The 8,580-nt window shown below is 72.6% G+C and carries 6 protein-coding genes; 2 read left to right on the plus strand and 4 right to left on the minus strand.

The genetic code is table 11. The annotated features are described in order from the left end of the window. Positions 1-3 precede the first annotated feature (3 nt). Positions 4-1,188: a class I SAM-dependent methyltransferase gene (locus ITJ64_RS07325; RefSeq protein WP_194680019.1), complete on the plus strand. Its 1,185-nt coding sequence runs from the start codon at positions 4-6 to the stop codon at positions 1,186-1,188. Here the strand turns inward: ITJ64_RS07325 and mptB (ITJ64_RS07330) are convergent. Both mptB (ITJ64_RS07330) and mptB (ITJ64_RS07335) read right to left on the minus strand, forming a co-directional pair. After that, positions 1,160-2,722: a polyprenol phosphomannose-dependent alpha 1,6 mannosyltransferase MptB gene (gene mptB, locus ITJ64_RS07330; RefSeq protein ID WP_194680020.1), complete on the minus strand. Its 1,563-nt coding sequence runs from the start codon at positions 2,720-2,722 to the stop codon at positions 1,160-1,162. The two genes, ITJ64_RS07325 and mptB (ITJ64_RS07330), sit on opposite strands and share 29 nt — an antisense overlap. Before the next feature lie 72 nt (positions 2,723-2,794). Continuing rightward, positions 2,795-4,312, minus strand: coding sequence for a polyprenol phosphomannose-dependent alpha 1,6 mannosyltransferase MptB (mptB, locus tag ITJ64_RS07335; RefSeq protein ID WP_194680021.1), 1,518 nt, complete (start codon positions 4,310-4,312; stop codon positions 2,795-2,797). A 129-nt stretch (positions 4,313-4,441) separates the two neighbouring features. Between mptB (ITJ64_RS07335) and ITJ64_RS07340 the strand changes: the two genes are divergently transcribed. Continuing rightward, entirely contained in the window at positions 4,442-6,655 is a 2,214-nt protein-coding gene (locus tag ITJ64_RS07340; protein ID WP_194680022.1) for an ATP-dependent Clp protease ATP-binding subunit, read from the plus strand. A 317-nt stretch (positions 6,656-6,972) separates the two neighbouring features. Here ITJ64_RS07340 and ITJ64_RS07345 read toward each other — a convergent pair whose 3' ends face one another. Together ITJ64_RS07345 and ITJ64_RS07350 are read right to left on the minus strand one after the other, a co-directional pair. Beyond that, the gene (locus tag ITJ64_RS07345; RefSeq protein WP_194680023.1) at positions 6,973-7,578 is read right to left on the minus strand and encodes a nitroreductase family protein; all 606 of its coding nucleotides are present in this window, start codon (positions 7,576-7,578) and stop codon (positions 6,973-6,975) included. 131 nt (positions 7,579-7,709) lie between these two features. Beyond that, entirely contained in the window at positions 7,710-8,408 is a 699-nt protein-coding gene (locus ITJ64_RS07350; RefSeq protein WP_228507730.1) for a DedA family protein, read from the minus strand. Positions 8,409-8,580: the final 172 nt, after the last annotated feature.

The following is an 8,580-nucleotide window of genomic DNA, read 5'->3' on the forward strand; positions in this document are numbered from 1 at the left end:
AGCGTGCCAGAGTTCTCGTTCGACGCCCTCCGCCGCCATCCCGACGTCGAGGCCGACAACCTGTTCGCCGCCGACGCCAGCGACCGGCTGATCCTCGACGAGGCGCTGGGCGCGCTCGAGGCCGAGGCGAAGGCCGCGAGGGCCGCGAAAGCCGCCGCCAGTGCGAAGACCGGCGGGCCGGGACGGGTCGTCGTCATCGGCGACTCCTACGGGGCCCTCACGCTCGGGGCGGCGGCGGTGCTCGATCTGCGGGGCATCCGGGTGCACCAGGATTCGCGGGCCGGAGAGCTCGCCCTCGCCGAGAACGCGCGCCGCGCATCCGATCGCGACCTCGGCGACCGCTTCGAGAACCTGCCCCTCGGCCCCGAGCTGCTGACGGGCGCCCGCGTCGTGCTCATGCAGCTGCCGCGCTCGCTCGCCGAGCTCGACGAGCTGGCGCACGCGATCGCGGCCTGGGCCGACCCCGAGGTCGTCGTCTACGCCGGCGGGCGTCTGAAGCACATGACCCCCGCGATGAACGAGGTGCTCGAGCGCTCGTTCGGGCGAGTGACCGCGACGCTCGCCCGCCAGAAGTCGCGGGTGCTCGTGGCGTCGGAGCCGCATCCGCACGCCGAGCCCGTGGCGATGCGACGCGAGTTCCACGCCGAGCCCGCGCCCGGCCTCTGGGTCTGCGCCACCGGCGGGGCGTTCGCCGGCACCAAGATCGACATCGGCACCCGCTTCCTGCTCGAGCACCTCGGCGAGATGCGGCCGGATGCGCGCACCGCCGTCGATCTCGGCTGCGGTACCGGCGTGCTGAGCGCCTATCTCGCGCGCGCCCGCCCCGAGCTCACGGTGTTCGCGACCGACCAGTCCGCCGCCGCGGTCGAGTCGGCCCGGGCCACGATGGCCGCCAACGACGTCGAGAACGTCGACGTGGTGCGCGACGACGCCCTCAGCACCTTCGACGACGGCGGCGCCGACCTCGTGCTGCTGAACCCGCCCTTCCACCAGGGCTCGACGGTGCACGCCGGGATCGCGCTGAAGCTGTTCCAGGCGGCCGGCCGCGTGCTCGCCCCCGGCGGCGAGCTGTGGACGGTCTTCAACTCCCACCTCTCGTACCGCGCCGCTCTGCAGCGCGCCGTCGGCGAGACCCGTCAGGTGGCGCGGAACGCCAAGTTCACGGTGATGGTGTCGACGAAGCGCTGAGCATCGGCAGCTCGGGGTGCGTCGGGGCGGGCATCCGTCGCCGTGCCCGGCGCAGGGCCAGCTCGAAGAGCACCAGCAGCCCGGCCGAGCCGATCACCCCGACCCAGCCGTAGAGCGTCGGGATTCCCGGATCGGCGCGGATGCGATCGATCATGTCGAGCTGCTCACCGTAGATGCCGACCATCGCGAAGAACGCGGTCGCGTAGACGAGCACGCGCAGCTGCCACGTGCGGCGGATGCCCGCGACCGCCAGCAGGCTGAGCACCCAGAGGGCGTACCAGGGGTGCAGGATCGGCGAGCAGAGGGCGATCGCCGCGAAGCTGCCGACGAGCAGCCGAAGGGGATCGCTGCGCCGCTTCACGGTGACGAGGAACGCGACGATCGCGCATCCGGCCGCCAGGAACGCCCAGACCACCACCCGCTGCGCGAGCGCCCCGTCGAGGCCGGCGCCGTTCGCCAGGTCGCGGGCGGCGAGCGAGAGGATGCGCGAGGGCGAGTAGAACGAGCCGAGTTCGAGCGGGGTGCCGAGCCCGACGGCCCAGCCGAGGCCCGAGCCGATGCCGACCCCGAACGCGACGACCCCGCCGACGGCGACGGCGGAGACCGCCGCCCAGCAGGCGATCAGACGCGGCCAGCCGAAGTCGGCTCGGCGACTCGCCCAGATGATGCCGATCACCGGCAGCGCCACCACCGCGATCGGCTTCACCCCGATGGCGAGCCCCACGAGCACCGCCGCGAGCAGGGGCCGCCGCTGCAGGGCGTGGTAGGCGCCCGCCACGATCAGCCCGATCATCAGGGCGTCGTTGTGGGCGGAGGCGACGAAGTCCATCAGCACCAGCGGGCTCGCCCCGACGGCCCAGACCACGGCGGCCTCGTCGTAGCCGCGCAGGCGGGCGATGCGCCAGGCGTAGTACACGAGCAGGGCGAGACCCACGACGGCCACGAGCCGGGTCGCGAACAGCGTCACCTCGAGGGGCAGCGAGTCCGTGGCCCGCACCACGATGTTCTGCAGCCAGACGAAGACCGGGCCGTAGGGCGTGACCGTGGTCGACCACTTGTAGTCGACGCCGGTCTCGTACCAGTTCGGCAGCTCGGCCATGACGTGCGCGTAGGGGTCGAGGCCCGAGGCGAGCAGGCGCCCCTGGCCGATGTAGGCGTAGCTGTCGCGGCTGAACAGCGGCAGCGCGAACAGCAGCGGGGCGGCCCAGACGGCGATCGCGGTGACGACGCGGCGCAGGGGGCCGGGGGCGGCTCCGGTGGCCCCTCCGTCGGCGCCGGCGGCCGCCTGCCCCTCGCGGCGCCGCAGAGACAGTCCGAGCGACAACCACGCGAACATCAGCAGCAGCACCCCGCCGACCACGAGCATCGCGGCGACGTACACGGCCCCGCGGCTGGTGCGCAGCGCTGCGACGAGCTCGACGTCCCAGAGCCCCGATCCGGGCGCCAGCCACCCGCCGACGACCGACCCCGCGAGGATCATCAGCGACCCCACGAGCCCGATCGCGAGCCGGAGGCGATGATGGGCGGAGAGCACAGTATGTCTTACCACGGGCGCCGCGACGGCGCAGAGCGGCCGCGCGGGCGCCGCCGGGGCGGCCGGGGCGGGCTAGGCCAGTTCGGGCATCCGGAACCCGAGCACCGCGCGGCGCCGCCGAACGAGCAGCTCGCTGCCGATCAGCACCGCGGTGGCCCCCACGAGCGCCACGCCGATGATGATCACCGGGATGCGCGTGTCGGTCTCGAGGCGCGGGATGAGGTCGAGCGGCTCGGTCAGCCCGATCAGCATGAAGAACACGGTCGAGTAGACGACGGTGCGCATGCTCCAGAGGCGTTCGGCGCCGGTGAGTGCGAGCAGGGTCAGCAGCCACAGCCCGTACCAGGGGTGGATCACCGGCGACGCGAGCACGATCGCCGCGAACACGCCGAGCAGCAGCGTCAGCGGCTCGAGGCGGCGCCGGGCGATCACGAGGTACGCGGCCAGCGTGCATCCGGCCCCCAGCAGGGCGAGCTTCACGATCTCCTGCGCGAGACCGCCGTCGAGACCGATGCCCTGGAACAGACCGCCGACACCGATGCCCAGGATGCTCGCGGGGGCGTACCACGACGAGATGCTCACGGGCGTGGCGAGCGCTCCGAGCCAGCCCATGCCGATGCCCATGCTCCAGCCGACCAGTGCCAGGCCGCCCAGCGCGATGCCGGCGACCGCGGCCCAGCGGCGGATGATGGCGCCCCACCCCGCGGCCGAACCGGCCCAGATCAGGCCGATGATCGGCAGCGCGATCAGCGCGATCGGCTTCACCCCGATGGCGACGGCGATGAACACCGTACCGAGCAGCGGGCGGTCGCGCAGGGCGTAGTAGACGCCGCCGACGATGAAGGCGAGCATGATCGAGTCGTTGTGGCCGGCCGCCACGAAGTTCATGATGACGAGGGGGCTGGCGGCCACGATCCACAGCACGCCGGCCTCGTTCAGGCCGCGCAGGCGCGCGATGCGCCAGGCGTAGTACGCCAGCATCGCGAGACCGGCCGCGGCCAGCAGGCGGAAGGCGAACACGGCCACTTCGGTGGGAAGCGCATCCGTCGACTGCACGACCACGCGCTCGAGCCAGACGAAGACGGGGCCGTAGGGGGTGCTGGTGTCGGCCCAGAGCGGGTCGACGCCGATGCCGTACCAACCGGGCAGGGCGGCCATGCCGGAGGTGTAGGGGTTGAGGCCGGCGGCCATCAGGCGGCCCTGGCCGACGTAGGCGAACATGTCGCGGCTGAACAGGGGGAGCGAGACGAGCAGCGGGGCGCCCCAGGCGGCGGCTGATGCGACGACCTCGCTGAGGGAGGTGCGGCGGGCGGCGGTGCTGGTGGTGCTGGTGCTGGTTCTGCCGTTCCGTCGCTCGAGCAGGGAGAGGCCGAGCGCGATCCACGCGACGAGCAGCATCAGGGCGCCGAGCACCACCAGCAGCCCGGCGATCGTGACGCCGCCGCGCGAGTTGCGGATGAACTCCAGGGCGGCCCAGTCGTGCAGCGTCGAGTCGGGCCCGATCCAGCCCACCCCGAACGAGCCGAGGGCGATCGCGATCGACCCGGCGAGGCCGAGCAGGAATCGCACCGAGGGGGAGAGAACGCGCACGTTCCCGTTCTTACCACGGTGGGATGGACAACAGCCCAACACCGTGGGAATGCTGGTGGCCGCCGGGACGTTCTGATAAGTTGAGTCCACCCGACTCAAGTCTTTGAGATAGCAGGAGAATCACACCGAATGGCAACCAACCAGGGAACCCCGAACGGCGACGAGCGCCAGAGCGCGCTCGAGCAGTACGGCGTCAACCTGACCGAGATCGCCGCGAGCGGCAAGCTCGACCCCGTGATCGGCCGGGACGCCGAGATCCGGCGCGTCAGTCAGGTGCTGACCCGCCGCACCAAGAACAACCCCGTGCTCATCGGCGAGCCCGGCGTCGGCAAGACCGCCGTCGTCGAGGGGCTCGCCCAGCGCATCGTGGCCGGCGACGTCGCCGACTCGCTGAAGGGCAAGCAGCTCGTCTCGCTCGACCTCGCGGCGCTCGTCGCCGGTGCGAAGTACCGCGGCGAGTTCGAGGAGCGCCTCAAGGCGGTGCTGAAGGAGATCAACGACGCCGACGGCCAGATCATCACCTTCATCGACGAGCTGCACACGCTGATGGGCGCCGGCGGCGGGGAGGGCTCCGTCGCGGCCTCGAACATGCTGAAGCCGATGCTCGCGCGCGGCGAGCTGCGCCTGATCGGCGCCACCACACTCGACGAGTACCGCGAGTTCGTCGAGAAGGACGCAGCGATGGAGCGCCGCTTCCAGCAGGTCTTCGTGGGCGAGCCGTCGGTGGAGGACACCATCGCGATCCTCCGCGGGCTGAAGGAACGCTACGAGGCGCACCACAAGGTCGCGATCGCCGACTCCGCGCTGGTCGCGGCGGCCGCGCTGTCGAACCGGTACATCCCGGGCCGTCAGCTGCCCGACAAGGCCATCGACCTGATCGACGAGGCCGCGTCGCGGCTGCGCATGGAGATCGACTCGGCACCCGTCGAGATCGACGAGCTGCGTCGTTCGGTCGACCGTCTTCGCCTGGAAGAGCTCGCGCTGAAGAAGGAGAAGGACGAGGCCTCGCAGGAGCGCCTCGCCGCCCTGCGCGCCACCCTGGCCAGCCGCTCGGCCGAGCTCGCCGGGCTGCAGGAGCGCTGGGACCGGGAGCGCGCCGCCCTCAACCGGGTCGGCGAGCTGAAGGAGAAGCTCGACGCCGCCCGCATGCGCGCCGAGAAGGCGCAGCGCGAGGGCGACCTCGAGCGCGCGTCGCGGCTGCTCTACGGCGAGATCCCGGTGCTCGAGCGCTCGCTCGCCGAAGCCGAGGCGGCGGAGGTCGACGCCGACGGCACCGAGCGGATGGTGAACGACCAGGTCGGCTCCGACGACATCGCCGCGGTCATCGCGGCGTGGACGGGCATCCCGGTCGACCGCCTCACCCAGGGCGAGACCGAGCGTCTGCTGAAGCTCGAGACCGAGCTCGGGCGCCGGCTGATCGGCCAGCGCGAGGCCGTCGGTGCGGTGGCGGATGCGGTGCGCCGCTCCCGCGCGGGCATCGCCGACGAAGACCGTCCCACCGGTTCGTTCCTCTTCCTCGGCCCCACCGGTGTCGGCAAGACCGAGCTCGCCAAGGCGCTCGCCGAGTTCCTGTTCGACGACGAGAAGGCGCTCGTGCGCATCGACATGTCGGAGTACGGCGAGAAGCACTCGGTCGCCCGGCTGCTCGGTGCCCCTCCCGGCTACATCGGCTACGAGCAGGGCGGCCAGCTCACCGAGGCGGTGCGCCGCCGGCCCTACTCGGTCATCCTGCTCGACGAGGTCGAGAAGGCGCACTCCGAGGTCTTCGACGTGCTGCTGCAGGTGCTCGACGACGGCCGGCTGACCGATGGCCAGGGCCGCACGGTCGACTTCCGCAACACGATCCTGATCCTGACGTCGAACCTCGGGTCGCAGTACCTCGTCGACCCGACGCTCTCGCCGTCCTCGGCCCGCTCGCTGGTGCTCGACGCGGTTCGCGCCGCGTTCAAGCCCGAGTTCGTCAACCGGCTCGACGACATCGTCGTGTTCTCGGCGCTCTCGGCCGATGACCTCGCGCAGATCGTCTCGCTCTACGTCGACCGCCTCTCGCGCCGGCTGGCGTCGCGGCGGCTGTCGCTGGCGGTGACTCCGGATGCACGCACCTGGCTGGCCTCGCACGGCTACGACCCGATCTACGGCGCCCGGCCCCTGCGGCGGCTGATGCAGCACGAGATCGACGACCGCCTGGCGCGGGCGCTGCTCTCGGGCGCGGTGCGGGACGGCGACACCGTCCGCGTCGACGTCGCCCCCTCGGGCGACGCCCTCACGGTCGCCCCCGTCCCGCTCGCCGCCCTGCCCGACGCCGCGCTCGACCCCGCGGCCCCCGCGGACCCCGCGGACTAGCCCGCCCCCACCTCGCGGACCCCGCGGGCCGCGCGCGACCCCGCGGACTAGCACGCCCCCACCTCGCGGACCCCGCGGGCCGCGCGGACCCCGCGGACTAGCCCGCCCCCACCTCGCGGACCCCGCGGGCCTCGCGGACCCCGCGGACCCCGCGGGCCGCGCGGACCCCGCGGACTAGCCCGCCCCCACCAGCGCTCTGCCCGGGTGTCGCAAATGGCCCTTCCCAGTCTCGGGAAGGGCCATTTGTGCGACCCGGGGAGCGGCCCGCGGGGGTCAGGCCCGGGGCTCGGGGGTCAGTGAGGGGCCAGGGGTGGGGGTCAGGCGTTGGTGAGGAGGAGGTCGGCCAGGGGGAGGCGCGTGCGGGGGGCCGTCTCGCGGGAGCGGAGGGCGTCGTCGGGGAGCGCGTCGGCCGGGGCCAGGTGGCCGAGGGCCGTGATGGTGATCGGCACGAGCGCGTCGGGGAGGCTGAAGGCCTCGGTCAGCGCGGCGACGTCGAAGCCGCCCATCTGGTGCACGTGCAGTCCGTCGTGGTGGGCCTGCACCGAGAGGTGCGCCACGGCCTGGCCGAGGTCGTACTCGGCCCAGCGGCGGGGCTTGCCGTCGGCGTCGACCACCTCGGCGACCGCGACGATCAGCACGGCGGCGGAGCCGGCCCAGACGGAGTTGAAGCCCATCAGCGTGGCGGCGACGGCGTCGAACTCGGGAGTGCCGCGGCGGGCCACGATGAAGCGCGCCGGCTGCGAGTTGGCAGCCGACGGCGACCAGCGGGCGGCCTCGAGGGAGGCGGTCAGCACGGTCTCGTCGATGGGCTTCGCGGCGTCGAAGGAGCGGGGGCTCCAGCGCTCGGCGAGCGTGGGGAGGATCGGCGCGCTGGTGGAGGCGGCGCGATCGAAGGCGGGGCGGGTGGTGTCGGTGATCGTCATGGGGCTGTCCGTTCGTCGAGGTGGGAGTGCCGCACCTCGTCGTGCGGTCGTAACCGGACTTCAGTCCGGATGAGGAGTGGAACGCTGTGTCGACCCCTCCTATTCCCGCTCGGCATGGGCGGCGGATCGCCTCAGATCGGCCCGTCGGTGCGGCCCGCGCGGTGCTTGCGCACCCGCTTCACCACGAACCAGATCACCGCTCCGGCGACGACCGCGATCACCACGTACTGCAAGATCTCGGCGTACTGCTCCACCACGTGCCACTGCTCGCCCAGCCAGAACCCCGCGAGGATGAACACCGTGTTCCAGATCAGCGAGCCGGCGGTGGTGAGGGCGGCGAACTTCAGCAGGTGCATCCGCTCGATGCCCGCCGGGATCGAGATGAAGCTGCGGAACAGCGGCAGCATGCGGCCGAAGAACACCGCCTTGGGGCCGTGGCGCTGGAACCAGGCCTCGGTGCGGTCGACGTCGTCGACGTCGACGAGGGGGATGTGCCGCGCGATCGTGCGCATGCGCTCGCGGCCGAGCCAGGCGCCGAGGCCGTAGAGCGCGAGGGCGCCGACGAGCGAGCCGATCGTGGTGAAGACGATCGCTGCGACGACGTTCAGGTCACCCTGGCTGGCGGCGAATCCCGCGAGGGGCAGGATGACCTCGCTCGGGATCGGCGGGAAGAGGTTCTCGATCGCCACGGCGAGGCCGGCGCCGGGGGCGCCCAGCGTCTCCATCAGGCCCACCACCCAGTCGCCGATCGGTCCGAGACTCGCGCTGCCGGAGTCGGCGGCGGCGAGGTTCGAGGTGAGGGTCAGTGGGTCGGCGTGCGCCAGGCTCATGCCTTCACTCTATTGACGGCGGCTGAAGTCAGCCTGAAGCGGGGTTGCGGATGCGCGTGCGGGTCCCCGTGCGGCGGCCTCCGTCTCGGCGCTGGCCCCGTGCGGCGGCCTCCGTCTCGGCGCTGGCCCCGTGCGGCGGCCTCCGTCTCGGCGCTGGCCCCGTGCGGCGGCC

Source organism: Herbiconiux sp. VKM Ac-1786, assembly GCF_015350805.1.
GTDB lineage: Bacteria > Actinomycetota > Actinomycetes > Actinomycetales > Microbacteriaceae > Herbiconiux.